Origin of the sequence: Hoeflea sp. (genome assembly GCF_039975035.1) — a bacterium.
Classification (GTDB): Bacteria; Pseudomonadota; Alphaproteobacteria; order Rhizobiales; family Rhizobiaceae; genus Hoeflea.
In genome coordinates this window covers 1-18776 of the sequence record NZ_JBDWHW010000055.1, presented here as the reverse complement: position 1 = coordinate 18776, position 18776 = coordinate 1, and the positions used below count along the sequence as shown (strand labels likewise).

Genomic DNA, 18776 nt, shown 5'->3' with positions numbered 1-18776 from the left:
ACTATCGTGATGTTGTACCAACCCTAGAGGAGACCATCATGAAGACCCTGATCACATTGGCGCTGCTTGGCGCCTCGCTCACGTCCGCGGCAGCGGAGCGAAACCATGCCATCGACACTGAAGGAGCCATCCGGTCCGAAGCTGACAGCTCCAAGACACCTGCATTTGATATTCTCGCGGCCCACGCTCACCGCGACGGCAATTCGATCACATTTCACATGACAACCGGCGGGACCGCCGGTGCGGAAAAGCCCGCGGCACATGGTTCGCTCGGCGGAGCCCCGGTCTGGTCCTATGTCTGGCCGACTTCGCTTGACCCGGCGACGGTTGGTTTTGAGGGCAAGACCGGAATTCTGGCGCTTGCCGCCACGAGCCATCCTGATTTCGACGACACACCGCTTTATGACGAAAACGGTGACGGCGACATGGCCAATGATGGCGAAGGCTGGCACAGTCATTGGGTTGTGCTGACGCCGAACGAAGCCTGCGGGCCGGGAGCACTGTCGGTGCGCGACATCGGCGAGAACGAGTCCCCAAAGCTGCCCGCGACATGGCCGGGACTTCCGCTGTTTATCGACAGCCCCGGTTTTGAACCGGTTTTTGACGGTCCGGAGATCGCAGTCACCGTTACATTCGCCGAGCCTGCGGCAGCAACCGGAGCCTCCTTTGACGGGGTCACCGCAGCGCTGAAGGTCAACGCCGATGTTCACGCGCCGTTGCTGTGCGTGACCGATGTCTTTGACGTGGCCTCCGGCAATCTGAGCCTGCCCGGCAAACTCAACTGACGCATGACGCGTTTGAATGGATCCATTTGAACGCAAACCTACATGCACTGCCTCAAACTTTTGCAACGCCGCAGCCCGGCCCCGTCGCGCGAGATCATGCGGCGGGCCCGGGCAAGTTGACGCGCGCGAGATTTTGCGGCTTTGTCTGACCATCCCTGATTGGAGTCTGCCGAATTGCCTGTCTCACCTGAACATTTTGCCGCCTTTATTGTCGCCAGCATCGTTCTCCTGGTGGTTCCCGGCCCGACCATCATCATGGTCATCACCCAGGCGCTGGCGCATGGGCGCAAGGTGGCGCTGGCGAGCGTGATTGGCGTTGGCCTTGGCGATCTGATTGCAACCTCGCTGTCGATTGCCGGCGCCGGTGCGTTGCTGGCCGCTTCGGCCTCGCTGTTTCAGGTTCTGAAATTTGCCGGCGCGGCCTATCTGATCTGGATCGGCTACAAAATGTGGCGCGCCCCTGTGCAAATTCCCGGCATGTCAGAGGCTGATGTGGCGAGTGAAGCCGGCAAGTCCGGCGTCATCTTCCGGGATTCGTTTCTGATCACGGCGCTCAACCCCAAGGGGATCCTGTTCTTCGTGGCGTTCGTGCCGCAATTCATCGATCCCGCCCTGCCCTATGCGCCGCAAGCCGCAACCTATGTGCTGACCTTCACCGCGCTCGCCATTCTCAACGCCGCCCTTTTTGCACTCCTGGCCTCAGGCGCCCGAAAGACCATTCGTCGCCCTCTGGTGATGAAATCAGCCATGCGTACCGGCGGATCGTTGTTGATGATGGCGGGTGTCGCTGCGGCATTGACCCGGCGCGCGGCCTGATTTTGCGATCCACCTGATTTTTCAAGACAGCTTGAGCAAGAGGACAGTCATGCGCGCCAATTACAAACTGCAACGGCTTTATCTCGATGTGCCGCTCTCTTCCGGCGAGGCCGTGGTGCTGGGTAAGGAGCAGGCGCATTATCTGCTGACGGTGCTGCGGCTTGATGACGGCGCTGAAGTGCTGGTGTTCAACGGACGGGACGGTGAATATGGCGCCGTGCTGCGGCCGCAAGGCAAGAAGACCGCCAACCTCGAGATTGGTGCTCAAACCCGCGAACAACCACCGCATTCACGGCTGGAATTCCTGTTCGCGCCACTTAAGGTCGGCCGGCTCGACTATCTCGTGCAAAAGGCCACCGAGATGGGAGTGAGCAGGATCACGCCGGTGTTCACCGACCATACCCAGCTCCACAAGGTCAATGCAGGACGGCTGGCGGCCAATATTCTTGAAGCCGCCGAGCAATGCGGCAATCTCGCCATCCCGGAACTGGGCGAGGCTACAAAGCTCGAAGCTTTGCTGGCAAACTGGGACCCGGCACGCCGGATCATCTTTTGCAATGAAAGCCAGGCTGGCAACAATCCGGCAGCGGTATTGTCCAGCGTCAATGAACGGGATCTGGCGCTTCTGGTCGGGCCGGAGGGCGGCTTTTCCGAGCGTGAACGCGAGATTCTGACGAACCTGCCGTTTGTCACGCCGATTCCGCTCGGACCGCGCATTCTGCGCGCCGACACAGCCGCAGTGGCGGCCCTGACCGCGGTTCAGATGACAATCGGCGACTGGTAGGATCGCCCAAACCACCCCACATCAATCTTCTTTGATACTGCGATCAGGGATTTTCGCTTGCATGGCGGACCGGTTCCGGTCCAAGCAGCATGACGATGCGTGGTTTGAGACCGCGCCAATAACCAGACGACAAAGGGCCGGATATGGCGCGCGACACAACCGACGATACCCCGATCAGCACAGTCAATGACCTGGCGGACTGGATGGCCGCAGGCTGCAAACCGCAGGACAAATGGCGGATCGGCACCGAGCATGAAAAATTCGTGTTCTTCACGGGATCGCACCAACCGGTTCCCTATGAAGGGGAGCGTTCGATCCGGGCCTTGCTTGAAGGCATGGCTATGATGCTCGGCTGGGAGCCGATTATCGATGCCGGCAAGATCATCGGACTGGTGGAGCCCACCGGCGCCGGAGCCATCAGCCTGGAACCTGGCGGGCAGTTCGAATTGTCCGGCGCGCCGCTCGAAACCATCCATCAGACCTGTCGCGAATCAAATGCGCACCTGGCGCAGTTGCAAGAAATCGCGGCGCCGCTGGGCATCGGCTTCCTGGGCATGGGCGGAAGCCCGACTTGGACGCTTGCTGAAACGCCGCAAATGCCCAAGTCCCGGTACGACATCATGACCCGCTACATGCCGAAGGTCGGCAGCCAGGGGCTCGACATGATGTACCGGACCTGCACGATCCAGGTAAACCTCGATTTCTCGTCAGAAACCGACATGCGGCGGAAAATGCAGCTCGGCATGAAGCTGCAGCCGCTGGCGACCGCCTTGTTCGCCGCGTCGCCCTTTACCGAAGGCAAGCCCAACGGCCTGGTTTCCTGGCGTGGCGATATCTGGCGCGACACCGACAACCAGCGCTCGGGACAATTGCCGTTCGTTTACTCCGACAATTTCGGGTTCATGGACTATGTCGAATGGGCGCTCGATGTACCGATGTATTTTGTGCTTCGCGACGGGCGCTATCACGAGGCCACGCATGTGACCTTCCGCCAGTTCATGAATGGCGCGCTGAAAGGCGAACTGGACCAGCCGATGCCGACCATCGGCGACTGGACCAACCATCTGGGCACCCTGTTCCCCGACGCGCGGCTGAAGCGGTTCATTGAAATGCGCGGCGCCGATGGCGGACCGTGGCGGCGGATTTGCGCCCTGCCCGCCTTCTGGGTCGGGCTGCTGTACGATGAGAACGCGCTGGAGGAAGCGCTTGCGCTTGTCAAGGACTGGAGCCTGGACGATGTGAACGCGATACGCGACACGACTCCCAGGGACGGATTGAACGCCAGGATCAATGGTCAATCGCTTCGCGACATCGGCAAGGAACTTCTCGGTATCTCGCGGCGCGGCCTGGTCAACCGGGCACGGCTGAACTCGGAGGGCAATGATGAAAGCCATTTCCTGGCTCCGCTCGAGGAAACCATCGCCCGCGGCACAACGCTGGCCGAAGAGATGCTTGCGCTCTATAATGGCCGGTGGAACGGAAGCGTTGATCCGGTCTTCGTCGATTATGCCTATTAGACGAAAGGGCGTTCCGCAGCATTCCAAATCCGGACTGTAACCCTAGGCATGCCTCATTCGGCGGTATAGTCTTCGCCCATGCCCGGACGGGACGGAGGAGACAAGACCCATGATGCCGCTTTACGATATGATGATGAATGCCCAGAACGGCGACGCCATGCGCGCCATGGCCAAGCAATTCGGCTTGAATGAAAGCCAGATAGAGCAGGCAATGGCGGCCCTGATGCCGGCCTTTTCCACGGGCCTGAAGCGCAACGTCTCAAATCCGATGGACATGTCCAACTTCCTGTCGGCGCTCTCAAGCGGGCATCACGCCGAGTATCTCGAGAACATGCAGGCGGCTTTCAGCCCACAGGGCCGGGAGGAAGGCAACAACATATTGGGTCACCTGTTCGGATCCAAGGAGGTCAGCCGGGCGGTGGCAGCCCAGGCGGAAGCCGCGACGGGAATCGGCCAGGAGATCTTCAAGCAGATGCTGCCTGTGCTGGCGACCTCGATCATGGGCGGTCTGTTCAAGCAGGCCACTGCGCAATCGGGCGGGCGGACCCAATCCGCGGCGATGGGCAGCGGATCAAATCCGATCGGCGACCTGATCTCCGAAATGATGCGGCAGGGAATGGGTGGCGGACAGGCAAAGCCGGCGCCCCGCGCTGCGCCGATGGACAACCCTCTGGGACAGATTCTCGAAGGCATGTTCGGCGGTGGACAGGGACGGCAGCCGCAGGCTGGCGGAAGCAATCCATTCGGCGACAATCCGCTCGGACAGATCTTCCAGGACATGCTCGGCGGCGCCGCGGGTGGCGGACAGTCGCGACAAGCGCCTGAACCGGAACAGCAGCAACCGACCGCTGAACCCACTCCATCAGGGCGCAAAACCAGCCCTTATGAAGATCTGTTCGGCAAGATGTTCGATTCGGGCCGCGAAGTTCAGAAGGGCTACCAGAAGAACATGGAGTCGATTTTCGACCAGTATCTTCAGGGCATGAACCGCCGCTAACGGATCTCGCTTTCAAGCGGGTTCAGGCGACGCGCTACAGCTCGTTGGTTTTGCATGTCATTATCGCAAAACGGCGCATTCATTTGTGCAATCCGCATTGGCAATTTGTGACAAAAAGCCCGGCCGTGCTCACTGAAGGTGTGGAGCTATCGGCCGGGCAAAGGCGGAATACAGGGCAAGTATCCCGCGGGGGAACCTCAAAAAGCGATCAGCGGCAACTGTTGAGCCGCGCGCGGCGAGCCAGCTCGGCCGTCGGATCCGCATTGAGCGGTATTGATCTGCCAAAATGCAAATCCGCGCGGGTCAGGCCGATATCCCACAATTCATGATCAGAAAGTTGGTCCAGATTGCCGACCAGACGTCGGTTGAACAGCGCGCGCAGCAGAGCCTTCACACTGCCGGAAACGACATGCAGGATGTTGATTAAACCCGGACCAACCCCGATGGAGCTGGCAGACGCCCGGGCGGCAGCAAAATTGCGGGCGCTCATGATGATCATCCTCGATAGATCCGCGCCGATTGATCGCCGGGCCGGCGCAAAACCCGTTGTGCGAGACATGTCTCGCAAAAACCGATTGATCATACCAACGAATGTTTCTAATCTTTATCATCAGAACTATTGATAGGAGCCTTCAATGCCCGCGCCCCTCGATATCGATCAACTGCAGACCTTCGTAGCCATTGTCGACACCGGCAGCTTCACCCGTGCGGCGGACAAGGTGTTCAAGACCCAGAGCGCGGTTTCGATGCAGATGCGGCGCCTGGAGGAACGCGTCGGCAAAACATTGTTTGTTCGCGATGGCCGTCTGAACCGGTTGAGCGAAGATGGCGAGCGGATGCTCGGCTATGCGCGGCGCATTATCCGGCTCAACAATGAAACCATTGCAGCCTTCGATGACCAGCAGCTGGAAGGTTCCATCCGGATCGGAACGCCGGATGACTACGCCGACCGCTACATGCCCGGCATCATTGCCCGCTTCGCCAAGACCAATCCGAATGTCGAATTGTATATCGAATGCGAGCCTTCGGCCGAGCTCTCCGCCAGGCTGGCGCGGGGGGAACTGGATGTCGCTCTGGTCACGCACAATCCGCGCGAACGGACTTCGGAAGTGGTACGCACCGAGCCGCTCTACTGGGTCACATCGATGAACCACACCGTGCACGAAGACGCGGTGGTTCCACTGGCGGTCGGCAGGCGTTCATGCCTGTGGCGCAATCTGGCCTGTTCGGCGCTTGATTCAGCCGGCCGGGACTACCAGGTTCTGTTCACCAGCTGGTCGGCAACGGTTGTCGCTTCGGCCGTGCTTTCGGGACTGGCGGTTTCGCTGCTGCCTGAATGCGCTGTGCGTCCGGGCATGCGCATCCTCTCCCCCGCCGATGGCTTCCCTTCGTTGCAACCCGCGCAGATCGGTCTGATGAAACGGCCAGGAGCGCCGGCGGCCCTGGTCAACGCCATCTGCGGTCATATCGCGGCCAGCCTCGACAACATCACGCCGGTGGGCGCTGACGATAAACCAATCTCGGCCATGTCAGGCTCGTCTTCCCGCAGGGAACTGCGAGGTCGCCCGGATATCGCTGCGGTGCCCGCCTGGTAAGCAAGACAAACCGATGATCGGCAATCGGCAGGTTCAGGCGATCTGAACGGCGAGAAGCATCCACTGGGCGAGATTGACCACCAGACTGACGATAAACAGGCGGCGGCGGAGCAGGACCCGGTTTGAGGTGAGATGCACGTAGGCATGGGCGGCGCGCGCAAGCACGAATGCCCAGGCCACCACGACTGCGGCGGCTCCCGCACCGCCGGTCACATAGAGTGACAGACAGGCTGCAAAAAACAGCACCGGCAGTTCAAACTGGTTGGACAGGTTGCGCGCCGCTGTGGCGCTGGGCTCCGGCTCTATTGACGGAACCTTGAAATCCGACGGCGTGGCGGCGCCTGCCTTGACCGCGCCGATCCGCCGCGATGAGACCACAAGGTAAACACCGTAAGTCAAGAGAACCTGAGCCAGAACCGGCCAGAATATCGCTGTTGATGTGGTCATGAGTGAGCGCCTTGACAGGTGTTAAGCCTACGGCTTCTAGATCGCGCAGAAGTTAATCGCAAGGGAGTCTGCCACCTCAGTGCTCAGTGCCTAACCGTCTTGCGAAACATCCGGCACGATGCCGCGCCCACGTTTCCAGCGGGCTATCCACAGCGCGGCTATCAATCCGAATGCCACAGCGAGGATCGAATATTTGCCGATGGTCAGCACTTTGAGCGCAAACGCCAGCTGATCGTTGAAGCCCGCTTTCATGGCCGTGGGTCCGTACATCGCATCAGCCACTGCATTTTCAATGAAATCGCAAATGAGATAGACGAACGCCGCAGCCAGAACCAGACCGAGCCCGATACTGACCAGCCGGGAGGTTTCAGCCTGCCTGCGTCCTGTGTAGATCGATGCAAAAGCACAAAACGCGAGACTTGCCGCAAGCAATGGCGGAAGCAGCAGATCTGACCTCGCATGCATGGCCAGATAGGCAGCCGACGCACTTCGCCGGCCTTCGGCCTGTGCAGCGGTGAAATCCGCGGCAAAGGCTTCATACAATGCGCGCGCGCCTTGCTCATCGTAACCCAGCGGCATCGCGTCCGGCAGCGCCATTCCGCCCAGCATCGCGCTGATCGCCGGCACCTCGATCACGGCCATGTACCCGAACAGGCCAGCCGTGATCAGGCACAGCAACCAGCCTGTCCAAAACCATTTCATTACATCGCGCCGGGATAGTTCGGGCTTTCCCGGGTGATGGTCACGTCATGGGTGTGACTTTCGCGCAGACTCGCCCCGGAGATACGGACAAAGGTCGCCCGTTCCTGGAAGGATTTGAGATCAGCGGCGCCAACATAGCCCATGGCCGCCTTCAGGCCGCCGGCGAGCTGATGCAGGACCCCCGATACCGGCCCCTTGTAGGGCACCTGGCCTTCGATGCCCTCGGGCACCAGCTTGAGCGTATCACGGACCTCGGCCTGAAAATACCGGTCAGCCGAGCCGCGCGCCATGGCGCCGACCGACCCCATGCCGCGATAGGCCTTGAATGACCGTCCCTGATGCAGATAGACCTCGCCGGGGCTTTCATCGGTTCCCGCCAGCAGCGAGCCCACCATGACTGCCGCCGCTCCCGCGGCAATGGCCTTGGCCATATCACCTGAATATTTGATGCCACCGTCGGCGATCACCGGCACACCGTGTTTCTGCGCTTCCTCGACTGCGCTCATGATGGCAGTGAGCTGAGGCACGCCGACACCGGCGACGATGCGGGTGGTGCAGATTGAGCCCGGCCCGATTCCGACCTTGACGGCGTCGGCGCCCGCATCGATGAGCGCCCTGGCGCCCTCGGCGGTCGCCACGTTGCCTGCCATGATGCGAACCGAGTTGGACAGTTTCTTGGCGCGAGTGACCGCATCCAGAACGCGCTGCGAGTGGCCATGCGCGGTATCGATGACCAGCAGGTCCACACCCGCTGCAATCAGGCGCTCGGCGCGCTCGAACCCGTCTTCGCCGACCGAGGTGGCGGCGGCGGCGCGCAGCCGTCCCTGCTCGTCCTTGGAGGCGTGCGGATTGAGCTGAGACTTTTCGATATCCTTTACAGTGATCAGGCCGACACAGCGCCCCTCGCCATCGACCACCACCAGTTTTTCGATGCGGTGGCTGTGCAACAGCCGCTTGGCTTCGGTCTGTTCGACGCTTTCCTTGACCGTGACCAGATTTTCATGGGTCATCAATTCACGGATTTTCTGATGCGGATCTGAAGCGAAACGCACGTCGCGGTTGGTGAGAATACCCACCAGATGTCCCGGACCGGCGGGTCCGCTGCGATGTTCGACAACCGGAATGCCGGAAATGCCATGCGCCTTCATCAAGGCCAGCGCTTCTGACAAGGGTGCCTCCGGGCTGATGGTCACCGGATTGACGACCATGCCGCTCTCGAACTTCTTGACCTGGTGGACCTGCTCGGCCTGCTCTTCCGGGGTCAGATTGCGGTGAATGACGCCGATGCCGCCGGCCTGCGCCATGGCAATGGCGAGCCGTGCTTCCGTCACCGTATCCATGGCGGAGGAAATGATGGGAAGATTGAGTTCGAAATCGCGCGCTATGCGGGTGGCGATATTGGCCTGTCCGGGCATGACTTCAGAGTGGGCGGGCTGCAGCAGCACGTCATCGAATGTCAGCGCTTCAGCGCCGGTAATGGATTGGATAATGGTCGCCATCGCCTGTCGGTTCCGTCTGTTCGGGGCAGCCCGAACCAGGCCGCCCGGTGCTGTTTCGGGTCTCTTGCGTTGGCAGCGGCAAGTACCATGGTTCCGCCGCTTGGGAAAGAGCGGGAATGCGTTTGCTCACCGAAATTCGCTGCGGCGCACACATTCGAAACCGGCAATGGCGGCAAGCCCGGACAAGGCTGCCCGGGCTTGTGTTCACATCGCGAATGATTGCCGTCGGGTTACAGGTCCAGCTGATAGGTTTCGGGGATGAAACGATAGCCCTCGCCAACCGCTTCAGCGTAGCCCACCGAGGGGAACGGCATGTGATAGCCGATGAACGCCAGCCGGTCGGTGGCGATCATGTCGAACACCGATTTCCGGGTCGCCGCGGCCATTGCCTTGTCTGTATCGAAGACGACTTCCCAACCGGGACGCTGCAACGACAGGACAAAATGGTTTGCAGCATCAGCCGTGAGCACAAGCTTGCGACCGCCCGATTCGAGAGCATAGATCATATGGCCAGGGGTGTGGCCAAAAGCAGCCATGCCGGTGATGCCGGAAACCACTGTTTCGCCATCGCCAATGAAGCTGATCTTGTCTGCCAGCGGAACCACCTTGGCGACAACGCCCTTGTGACCATTTTCAGCGCCGGTGCCGATGCGGTCCCCGGAAGACCAGAAATCATACTCGATTTGACCGGTGACATAGCGCGCATTGGGGAATGCGGGCGCGCCGGCTTCCATCAGGCCGCCGATGTGATCGCCATGCAGATGGGTCAACACCACCACGGTGACCTGTTCGGGCGTGTAGCCGGAGGCCTTGAGATTGGCCAGCGTCTGGCCGACGCCGCCTTCGCGTCCGCCCTCGCCGTTGCCGGTGTCAAACAGCACAAGATCGTCTCCGGTGTTTACCAGTGTCGGCGCGAAGGTGAACTGCATCTTGTCGACCGGCAGATAGTTGCTCTCAAGCAGTTCGCTGACCTCTTCCTCGGTCTTGTTGATGCCGAATATCTTCTGCGGACCTGGAACGATACGGTGCCCATCGGACAGCACGGTCACTTCGAAATCACCCAAGGTGAATCGCTTGAAAGCGGCGGGCATTGTGGCCGACATCGGCACTTCCGCCTGTGCGGCGCGAACCAGGATCTGGGGGGCGGCGAGTGCGGTGAGCCCCGCTGCCGACAATTTGAACATCGAACGTCTGGAAAATTTCATTTCGAACTCCCTCGGGTTACTTCGATGGTGTGAAAGTTAGCGCGGCACGCCCGACACGCAATGGCAGCTGAGACATTTGTGACCGGCATCACGTCAATCAATCGTGAACGAAATTTGCCACCCGGCCACGGCGAAGTACTTGACCGCCATCTCGAAAGCGCCAAAAAGACGATCACCTGCCTTTCCGGATACATATTGTGAATCGCCGCATTCCCCTCGTTCTGGCTGTCGCCCTGTTCATGGAGCAGATGGATTCCACCGTGATCGCCACGGCATTGCCGGCGATTGCCGCCGATATCGGAACCAACCCGATTGCGTTGAAGCTCGCACTGACGGCCTACCTGGTTGCGCTCGCGGTGTTCATTCCGATTTCGGGCTGGATGGCCGACCGGTTTGGCGCACGGCGTATTTTCGCGATCGCCATCGGGGTATTTCTTGTCGGATCCATTGCCTGTGCGGTGTCGGCCAACCTGTTCGAATTCGTCATGTCCAGGTTCCTGCAGGGCATGGGCGGCGCGATGATGACGCCGGTCGGTCGGCTGGTGCTGTTGCGGTCGACGCAAAAATCCGATCTGGTCAACGCGATGGCCTGGCTGACCATCCCTGCCCTGGTCGGTCCGCTGGTTGGCCCGCCCGTCGGCGGCTTTCTCACCACCTATCTGACCTGGCACTGGATCTTCCTGATCAACATCCCGATCGGGATCGCAGGCATTGTGTTCGCACTGACGGTTTTGCCAAGGGATGACGCCCGGGCGCGTGTCAGGGTTGACTGGATCGGCTTCCTCCTTTCAGGCGCAGCCGCCTCCGGCGTTGTCTTCGGGCTTTCGGTGATCAGCCTCCCGGTGCTGCCTCCCGCATGGGGAATCGCCGCGACGATCGGCGGAATCGTGTGCTTCATCGCCTATCTGGCGCATGCACGGGTGCACCCCAAACCGCTGCTCGATCCGAAGCTGTTTCGCAACAGGACTTTCGCCCTATCACTGATGGGCGCCAACCTGTTTCGCATCGGCGCGGGAGCTGTTCCCTTCCTGTTGCCGCTGATGCTGCAACTGGGTTTCGGGATGTCGCCATTTCAGTCCGGTATGATCACCTTTGTTGCGGCGGCTGGCGCCATCTTGATGAAATTCATCATTCAGCGGGTTCTCAGGCTTGGCGGGTTCCGCCGCACGCTTCTGATCGCCGCCGGTGGGGCGGCGATCTCGATCGCGGTCAACGGATTGTTCACGCCATCGACGCCGGTGGTGTTGATGATGGTGATCCTGTTTTTCGGCGGCATCGTCCGCTCGATGTTCTTCACCTCGGCCAACGCGCTGACTTTCTCGGAAATCAGCGAAGACACCGCTGCCCAGGCAACGTCGATCACATCGGCAATGCAACAGGTTTCGATCGCTGTCGGCGTGGCGCTGGCCGGCGGCATCCTCGATATTGTCAGCACTTACAATGGCGGGCAGCTGACGCTGGGCGCATTCCACACCGCTTTCTTCATCATCGCGGCGATCACGGCCTTCGCGCTTGTGCCGCTTCTGGCGCTGCCAGCAAATGCCGGCGAGGTCGTCTCGGGTCACGGGTTGAACCGCGCCGGGTCCCGCGCGGCCTCACCCGTCCGTCAGTGAGTCCTGATCCCGGCGGCCCTTGAAGCCCTTGGCGAGCACGAACATTTCGACAGATTCGGCGCGCGAGGACGGCGGCTTGATGTGCACCACGGATTTGAAGTTCTGCTTGAGCATGGTCAGGAGATCGTTTTCGGTGCCGCCCTGAAAGGTCTTGGCCAGGAAATGTCCGCCAGGGCTGAGCACCTCGATGGCGAAATGCGCCGCCACCTCACACAAATGCATGGTCCTGAGATGATCGGTGCGCTGGTGCCCGGTGGTTGGCGCCGCCATATCGGACAGCACCACATCCGGGGCGCCGCCAAGCGCATCCTTGAGCGCCTGGGGTGCGGCATCATCGAGAAAATCCATCTGCAGGAACCTGACCCCGGCCAGGCCATCCATCTCCAGAAAGTCGATTGCCACCACCTTCGGATCCTCGTCGGTGGAATCGGTGACCCGTGCGGAGATCTGCGACCAGCCGCCAGGTGCCGCGCCAAGGTCAATGATCCGCTTTGCATTGTCGAGAATCTTGTGCTTGGCGTCGATTTCGAGCAGCTTGTAAACTGCGCGCGAGCGATAGCCTTCCTGCTTGGCCTGCTGCACATAGGGGTCATTGAGGTGCCGCTCGATCCAGCGTCGCGACGACGCCTTGAGCTTGCCCTTCTTGACCTTCTGTCCAAGCTTGCGGCCGGTGGGCCCTGAGGGTGGTCGGGTCATGCTTTATCCCCCGGGTTCGAACGCTGATTGCGGTAACGATAGTTTCGTCCGGCGCGCCGCCATGCGCCGTCGGATGCCATCATCTCATTGAGAAGACCTTCGCGCAGGCCTCTGTCGGCAACACGCATGCGCTCGGATGGCCAGCGCTTGCGGATCGATTGCAGGATCGCGCAGCCGGCGAGCACCAGATCGGCCCGGTCGGCGCCAATACAGGGATTGGCGGCGCGCGCTTCAAAATCCCACGACAACAGCCGATCGAGCATAAGGTCGACCTCGCCATTGGACAGCCACAGCCCGTCAACCTTGCGACGGTCATAGCGGGGCAATTCAAGATGCAGGCCGGCCAGCGTGGTCACGGTTCCGGAAGTCCCCAGCAAATGAATCCGGCGATCCCCCAGACCCGAGAAGGCTGGCAAAGCCGGAGGCGTGAAGCCGGCCAGCATCGCATCGACTTCCTCGACCATGGCCGCGAATATCGCGGGCGTCACCAGGCAACCGCCATGGCGCTCGGAAAGTGTGACGACGCCAACCGGCAGAGAAGTCCAGGCCTTGATGTGATTGGCCAGACGGTTGGTCCGGTTTTCAGTCAGGTCGATCATGGCGATTTCCGAGGAGCCGCCGCCGATATCGAACAGGACAACCCCATCGGTGTCGCGCCCGACCAGTGACGAGCAGCCCGCCACCGCCAACCGGGCTTCGGTTTCCCGGGTGACGACTTCAAGCTTCAGCCCGGTCTCCGCCTCGACGCGTTCAAGAAACTCGGCCCCGTTTCGTGCCTGGCGGCAGGCCTCGGTGGCAATCAGCCGGTGACGGCGGACCGGACGATTCTTCAGCTTGCCGGCGCAAACCTTGAGCGCCTCGACGGCGCGGTCCATGGCATCATCGGACAATCGGCCGGTGGCGTCGAGCCCTTCTCCCAGCCGGACAATTCGGGAAAAGGCATCAACGACGCGGAACTGTCCCGGCCGCGTCGGCTGGGCGATCAGCAGGCGGCAATTGTTGGTGCCCAGATCAAGCGCCGCGTAAAGATCATCCGCCGGCCGCCGCACCGGCGGGGCAGTGATCCCGGACGGGCCACCTGCAAGGTGCACGTGCGCGGCTGCTGCATGGGTGGAGCCGTCGGCATGGGATATCCGCGGCCCCTGGCCGGACGTCTTTTGCGGCGTCAGGGGCCGGCCCTGAATTTCACGGCCGGACTTGCGACGCCGGCGACGTCCCTTCTTCTCGCCCGGCCTGTCAACCTGCCTGTCAACCGGCTTGCCGCCTGGCCTGCCATCTGGAGCGGACGCGTCAATCCCGGCGGGAGCTTTCGCCGCGACCGGATCGTTGCTGGATTTGATGTCGGTTTTGCGCGCGGATTTCTTGCGTCGCCGCCGGCGGCGCCCTGCCGGTGCGGCGCCGGCTTCATTGCTGGCGGATATGCTGGCGGGATCTCGCTCCGATGGAACGCCATCGGAAGCGGAGCCTGAAACCACGGAGTCCCCGCGTTTTCTTTCCACACCATCCGTCGCTGCCTTGCCGGCGCGCCCGGACGGCCCTTCACCTGCCAGTGATACCCCCGCGTTTGGCTTTTCGCCGTCCCGAAGGTCTTTCACGGTCTGTCCTGTCATGCGCGGCGAACATGCTGTCTCGCTTCGCGCTTCACGGTTTGTCGTTGGACAAGGATTAGCAAAACGGCGAGCAGAACGCAAAATTCTTTTTGGACAGGGAAAAGTATCAACTTGCTGATCCTGCAGGGTCCTGCCTTGCCGGCGATGGACTGATTGCGGAACCGGCCACGAAAAAACTGCGCAGACCGGGTTTGCATCAGCGCCGCTTATTGGTTATAAGCCGCCCGCTGACCCGGAACATTCCGGTCCGCCCACGTTGGGGAATAGGTTAACGGTAGACCCGCAGACTCTGACTCTGTTAGTCCTGGTTCGAATCCAGGTTCCCCAGCCAATCGACCTCTTCAAGCTCTGAACAAGATTGATTTTCCAGCGTTTTTTCGTTAGCTGGGGATAGATTTTGCCGTCTGGTGGACAGTACTGTCTTACACGGGTGTCCCCCACGCGTGTCTTACATTGGTGTTCAACGGACGGAAAAGTTGGAGATTCCGTCACCTCCAAACGGAGGTTGGCATGAGTGTGCAATATGTGTTTCGGCGTGGAGCGGTCTATTGGTGGAGGCGGCGATTGCCCGTTCAACTTCAGGCCGATTGCCATACGAGGATTGAAGTCAGCCTGCGGACAACGTCGCTGAACATTGCCCGTTCGATCGCCGCCGAGGTCACAAGGGCCAGCGAGCACCTAATGCAGGAAATGAGACAATCCATGATCTCTGCCGATGACGCCCGACGCATCCTGACCAAAGTGGCTATCACCCATAGCGCCAAGCTTGACCGTGTGGCGGCGGCCGAACTCGCTTATGGAGACAGTGCTCAAAGCGGGCGCACCATGGACCTGGTGACGGGCTGGGCATACCGCCTCTTCGCCGCCCAGGGCATGGATGCCGCGGTGGGCGAGACCGAGCGCAACGAAATGTTGGCCGCAGAGCTCGACGAGCAAATGATTGCAGCTGTTGCGCAGACGATCACGACCCTGCGAGACAGCGGAGCCATGCCGCCAAATCGCAACCGTATCATGGGGCTGATGGCGGAGTTCAGCATTCCCGAAACAAGGGTCAATGTGCAGCAGGCCGAACAGCTCTACTTGCGTGGCATGGCTGCAGCACTTCTCGACGCCGATCGCCGCTGGACTGGCATGCGTCATGACGATGACCTGCTCCTCCAGACGGGCCTTCAGGAAGAGGCAAGACGGCCGGTCGCTCAATCGTTTCCTGATGATGCAGCCAATCGGCTAGCCATACCTGCCCTCGCCCAACCGATCCCCGCCCCCGTGCCTGTGGCTGAAAAACCAAAGACGCCTACCCCACCCGCCGTGACACCCGCTGCAGCAGACAACGCCGAGGTGGCAATCAGCGACGACGCCGATGATCTCGACAGCACCATTGACATCGAAGATGAGAGCTATCGCAGCCTGATCGATATCGTCACGGCGGCCGGCGAAGCAAAGGTTACGCTCGGTGAGTGGGACAGCAAGACACTCAAGCAACATATCCAACTCGCCAAGCTGTTCGAGCGCTTTCTCGGACACGATAACCCGACCCGTGTCCGCCAAAAGCATCTGGCCCAGTTCAGGGATGTCCTGCTCAAGTTTCCCAAGAATTATGGCAAATCGCCCCGGGACCATATCATCCCGGTCAGCGAAATTATTGCCCGCGCAGAGAAACTCCCAAAAGATCAAGTCGGACTGACAAAAGCGACAATCAATCGGCACATGAACAACATGGCCAATATTGCAGGAATGTGCGAGGCCTACGGCTATTCGTGGGAGAGCTACGATGGCATCTCGAAACTTCGTGCGAAGGCTCGCGGAAACTCCGAGAATGAACGCCCGCCATTCACCACCGGTGACCTTCAAGCGTTGTTCAACCTTTCGATCTGGACCGGCGCAACCTCGGACACGAATGATGGCAATTCAGACGATGTCATAATTCATGACGCACGTTATTGGGTGCCTCTGATTGCAGCCTACCATGGTGCGAGGCGTGAAGAAATCTGTGGCCTACAGCTTGATGACATCACCGAATTTGAAGGCATTTGGGGATTGAAGTTCACCCCGACCGACGTGCGCGGCTTGAAGACAAAAGCGTCGAAGCGTCATGTCCCATTACATACCGAACTTATTCGCCTTGGCTTCATGGACTACGTCCAGTTGCTGAGAAAGACAGAACACACCCTGCTGTTTCCGGAGCTTCTGGCTGTCGCAGAATCGACTCCCATGGGGGATGTCTTCAACGACGACTGGCAAAAGATGAAAGAGGCTGCACTGCCGAAGGCGAAGGAGGAACGAAAGGTGTTCCATTCGTTCCGTCACTGGTGCAACAATGAAATGAAACAGACAGGTGTCGGATCAGAAATCCGCAAGGACATTCTCGGTCATGTGAATAAGGACGTGAACGAAGGGACCTATTCGGAAGTCGCGCATCTTCGGCTAATGAAGGCTGCCTTGGGTAAGCTTCCCACTCCCACATCCGAGCTCAAGGCATCGCCAATTCGACTACGTCCGGAGGTGATGTCGCACACGCCCCGCAGGACACGAAAGAGCAAGAAACAACCGGCAGGCCTGGGCCAATGAACCGGCGTGTGACCATCAAGATCAAAAAGCCCCACTGCGAGATTCAGCGGGGCTTCTGCAGGTGTTAGGATGAGGCATGACGTGGTGCAACCGACGTACTGCTGTCCCCGCCTTACTGTGAGATGCGTGCTTCAGTGGCTGTCTTGCCGGCTGCGACCAGACTCCCGAGCGTTGCATCCTGCTGGTCGTCTGAAATGGCTGGTATGGTCTCATCGGCTTTGACTTCCTTCTCGGCCGCAATCTGCTCATTCTTTGTGACGTCGCTATCTGTTTTTGCGACTTCCACTACGGGCGAAGTGGCCGCATCTGCACAGACCACATAGGGTTCGCCGTGGACCGCGAAGCGCAGCGCTGGGCGGGCAATTTCGATGACCCACTTTTCCATATCGTCGCGTACCGGCCATGACCCAACGCCACCCAACCGGTAGAGGCTGTGCTGCACCGCGCCCCAACCGGTCTTCAGTCCGAATTGCTCATGCTGAAGATTGGCTTTCGGCATACGCTCGACTGGCACCAACGGTGCCACAGCGTCTTTGAAGAGATCAGATGCGTGGCGTGCATTGATTTCCACATCAGCTGCCAGCGCATTCATGACGATTCTCTTTCCGCTCTCGTGACGCGCAACAGCCTCGTCCAATCCGACGAGGACAGCAGCAATGAGTCGGTGAAACTCTGCCGTGCTCGATTTGAGCTTTGCAGCAGCCATTTTCTGTAGCCCTGTTCTACCACCCAGCTGTCTGAGATCGGTGAGCTCTTCAGCCTCGTCCTTTTTGCCGCCAACGAGCGCCTTGATTTCCGAGGGCTTGAGGCTCTTGCCTTCATCATACAATTTGATGACGTCTTCAATCTGATCCGGCTCTGCTTTTGCAAGCTCGATGAGGGCAGTCGACGGGATGGCGTGCTTTTCATGCCGTTCGCGGTGATCAGCAAGCCGTTCGTGAACCGAAATGAAATTCCAAGCTGAACGGACGGAATAGCCGCAATTATCTTTCAGCCAGCGGCCGAAGCGTTTTTCCGGCTGCACGGATTTCGCTTCAGCCAGGCACTCGCCCAGTTCAAATATCTGGCTGGTCGATTTACGATGCAACGAGACGACCCGTGCGACGATTTCAGACAGGCGCGCTTCGACGGCAGGTGAAAGTTGTTCGTCACTTTCCTTGGGTGACGGCGCTGCGCGCACCTTCTTTTTGGTTGCGGTGTTGTTTTCCGCACGAGTTTTTTTGGTCTGCTTTACAGCGGCTGCGCGCTGTATTTTTCTGTCTATAGACGCCATTTTAATCTCCTTGTAGCACTAACCCACGCATAAGTAGGTAATACCATTATATCACATAATATATAATATTTCAATACTAATATTTTTTGAAATATAATGAGGTTTCCATATTATTATGTATATTTTTTCTTTTTTAAATTATTTTATATTTATCTATTGGAATATATATTTATATTCTGGCGTTCTATGCAACTCTATATAATGCCCAAATAGCGTCTTGAATTCTCAAGCGATGGAGAAATCTATCCAGCGAGCCGATGCTCTATTGCGGCCGGAGGCTGCATCACTTGGTCGCCAATGAGAGGTTTTATGAGATTGGTCGCGACGGGCCGCTCTCTGTTCAGGCGTAGGGCTCAAAGCGATCTGGCAACTCACTGTAAATGCTGCGCTGTGGCTATGCGCCTTGGGCAGGAATTCCCGAGTTTTCACTACCCAGTCCGCAAGTGGTTGGAATTCGGGGCGGCTGGGAGGCCAAGGTGCGGCGGCTATTTGCAGTGGGCAAATGACCGGAATGGGGCCGGGAGGGGACTGAGTAAGCGTCCGGCCTCGCTGCTCTGACGCGTCATAGAGTGTGTTGATAGTGTCCACCATTGCTAGTGGACATCTTGAGGGCAGATATGGCGGGTAAGAAGGGTCAGAAGAAGCGGTTCTGGTCGGACGAGGAAAAGG

At 59.5% G+C, this 18776-nt stretch carries 16 protein-coding genes and 1 tRNA gene; 9 read left to right on the top strand and 8 right to left on the bottom strand.

Annotated features, from left to right (window positions below):
• The first annotated feature begins 38 nt into the window (after positions 1-38).
• From ABJN75_RS04335 to ABJN75_RS04315, 5 genes are all read left to right on the top strand, one after another.
• Positions 39-785, top strand: coding sequence for a hypothetical protein (locus ABJN75_RS04335; protein WP_348437208.1), 747 nt, complete (start codon positions 39-41; stop codon positions 783-785).
• Positions 786-959: 174 nt separating this feature from the next.
• Positions 960-1601 (top strand): LysE family translocator, encoded by a 642-nt coding sequence (locus tag ABJN75_RS04330; RefSeq protein ID WP_348437206.1) that lies wholly within the window; start codon positions 960-962, stop codon positions 1599-1601.
• A 49-nt stretch (positions 1602-1650) separates the two neighbouring features.
• Complete coding sequence (locus tag ABJN75_RS04325; RefSeq protein ID WP_348437204.1) at positions 1651-2385, top strand: 16S rRNA (uracil(1498)-N(3))-methyltransferase; 735 nt, start codon at positions 1651-1653, stop codon at positions 2383-2385.
• 143 nt (positions 2386-2528) lie between these two features.
• Positions 2529-3902 (top strand): glutamate--cysteine ligase, encoded by a 1374-nt coding sequence (locus tag ABJN75_RS04320; RefSeq protein ID WP_348437202.1) that lies wholly within the window; start codon positions 2529-2531, stop codon positions 3900-3902.
• A gap of 109 nt (positions 3903-4011) precedes the next feature.
• Positions 4012-4899 carry a DUF937 domain-containing protein gene (locus ABJN75_RS04315; RefSeq protein WP_348437200.1) on the top strand — a complete coding sequence of 296 codons (888 nt, stop codon included), beginning with the start codon at positions 4012-4014 and terminating at the stop codon, positions 4897-4899.
• Positions 4900-5107: 208 nt separating this feature from the next.
• Here the strand turns inward: ABJN75_RS04315 and ABJN75_RS04310 are convergent, their stop codons facing one another.
• Positions 5108-5389, bottom strand: coding sequence for a DUF1127 domain-containing protein (locus ABJN75_RS04310; protein ID WP_348437198.1), 282 nt, complete (start codon positions 5387-5389; stop codon positions 5108-5110).
• Positions 5390-5534: 145 nt separating this feature from the next.
• Here ABJN75_RS04310 and ABJN75_RS04305 point away from each other — a divergent pair, with 145 nt between their 5' ends.
• A complete protein-coding gene (locus ABJN75_RS04305) occupies positions 5535-6494 on the top strand; it encodes a LysR substrate-binding domain-containing protein (protein WP_348437196.1) in 960 nt (319 codons plus the stop codon).
• A 33-nt stretch (positions 6495-6527) separates the two neighbouring features.
• On the opposite strand, the gene ABJN75_RS04300 is transcribed toward ABJN75_RS04305, so the two are convergent.
• The 4 genes from ABJN75_RS04300 to ABJN75_RS04285 form a co-directional block, all read right to left on the bottom strand.
• Positions 6528-6941 carry an MAPEG family protein gene (locus tag ABJN75_RS04300; protein ID WP_348437194.1) on the bottom strand — a complete coding sequence of 138 codons (414 nt, stop codon included), beginning with the start codon at positions 6939-6941 and terminating at the stop codon, positions 6528-6530.
• A 90-nt stretch (positions 6942-7031) separates the two neighbouring features.
• Positions 7032-7643, bottom strand: coding sequence for a hypothetical protein (locus ABJN75_RS04295; protein WP_348437192.1), 612 nt, complete (start codon positions 7641-7643; stop codon positions 7032-7034).
• Complete coding sequence (gene guaB, locus ABJN75_RS04290; protein WP_348437190.1) at positions 7643-9142, bottom strand: IMP dehydrogenase; 1500 nt, start codon at positions 9140-9142, stop codon at positions 7643-7645. Before guaB ends, ABJN75_RS04295 begins: the two co-directional genes overlap by 1 nt.
• 230 nt (positions 9143-9372) lie before the next feature.
• Positions 9373-10347 (bottom strand): MBL fold metallo-hydrolase, encoded by a 975-nt coding sequence (locus tag ABJN75_RS04285; RefSeq protein ID WP_348437188.1) that lies wholly within the window; start codon positions 10345-10347, stop codon positions 9373-9375.
• Between the two features lie 197 nt (positions 10348-10544).
• On the opposite strand from ABJN75_RS04285, the gene ABJN75_RS04280 reads away from it, so the two are divergent.
• Positions 10545-11960, top strand: a complete 1416-nt coding sequence (locus ABJN75_RS04280) for a DHA2 family efflux MFS transporter permease subunit (protein ID WP_348437186.1) — start codon at positions 10545-10547, stop codon at positions 11958-11960.
• On the opposite strand, the gene ABJN75_RS04275 is transcribed toward ABJN75_RS04280, so the two are convergent.
• Together ABJN75_RS04275 and ABJN75_RS04270 are read right to left on the bottom strand one after the other, a co-directional pair.
• A complete protein-coding gene (locus ABJN75_RS04275) occupies positions 11943-12656 on the bottom strand; it encodes an RlmE family RNA methyltransferase (RefSeq protein WP_348437184.1) in 714 nt (237 codons plus the stop codon). The two genes, ABJN75_RS04280 and ABJN75_RS04275, sit on opposite strands and share 18 nt — an antisense overlap.
• Positions 12653-14266, bottom strand: a complete 1614-nt coding sequence (locus ABJN75_RS04270; RefSeq protein ID WP_348437182.1) for a Ppx/GppA phosphatase family protein — start codon at positions 14264-14266, stop codon at positions 12653-12655. The genes ABJN75_RS04275 and ABJN75_RS04270 overlap by 4 nt, the downstream gene beginning before the upstream one ends.
• 257 nt (positions 14267-14523) lie before the next feature.
• Between ABJN75_RS04270 and ABJN75_RS04265 the strand changes: the two genes are divergently transcribed.
• Together ABJN75_RS04265 and ABJN75_RS04260 are read left to right on the top strand one after the other, a co-directional pair.
• A tRNA-Gln gene (locus tag ABJN75_RS04265) sits at positions 14524-14597 on the top strand.
• A 179-nt stretch (positions 14598-14776) separates the two neighbouring features.
• On the top strand, positions 14777-16834 hold the full coding sequence (locus ABJN75_RS04260; RefSeq protein ID WP_348437180.1) for a DUF6538 domain-containing protein: 2058 nt from the start codon (positions 14777-14779) through the stop codon (positions 16832-16834).
• A 112-nt stretch (positions 16835-16946) separates the two neighbouring features.
• Here the strand turns inward: ABJN75_RS04260 and ABJN75_RS04255 are convergent, their stop codons facing one another.
• Positions 16947-18107, bottom strand: a complete 1161-nt coding sequence (locus ABJN75_RS04255; protein WP_348437178.1) for a hypothetical protein — start codon at positions 18105-18107, stop codon at positions 16947-16949.
• Positions 18108-18776: the final 669 nt, after the last annotated feature.